The 449-nt window shown below is 60.4% G+C and carries 1 protein-coding gene; it reads left to right on the forward strand.

The features are described 5' to 3' along the window. Positions 1-449 (forward strand): hypothetical protein (locus tag GIR22_RS26050; protein ID WP_178122473.1); only part of this gene is annotated, 449 nt, incomplete at both ends.

Genomic DNA, 449 nt, shown 5'->3' on the forward strand with positions numbered 1-449 from the left:
GGTGAACGGCGACTCGGTGGTGTGGACCGATCATGAGAATCGCAGCACCGCGTTTCCGTTGCCCACCGCTTCGCGACCGGCGATCAGCAACAGTTTGGCTGAAGCCGCGATTTATCTGGGCGCTTCGCCGGATGAGCTGGTGCTGGCACAGGCATCGCGGTTTTATCACTTTCGCGACGGCGTGCTGGTTTCGATCAGCGATGCGTACGACAACCGCCTGCGCATTTTCCGCGATGTTCTAGGACGCATCCAGCGCCTGGATAACGGTGCGGGTCGGGCGTTGCTGCTGCGTTATGACCGAGGCCATATCGTCGCGGTCGACTACCAGGTGTTTCGCGCCGAAGAGGATCGCGAGTTCGTTTGGGTGACCGAGCAGAACGTCGTTGCCTACCGCTATGACGAACAATGGCGGTTGATCGAGGCGACGAACGCTGTAGGCGAAAGCGAGC

The sequence above is a fragment of the Pseudomonas karstica genome, from assembly GCF_009707515.1.
GTDB lineage: Bacteria > Pseudomonadota > Gammaproteobacteria > Pseudomonadales > Pseudomonadaceae > Aquipseudomonas > Aquipseudomonas karstica.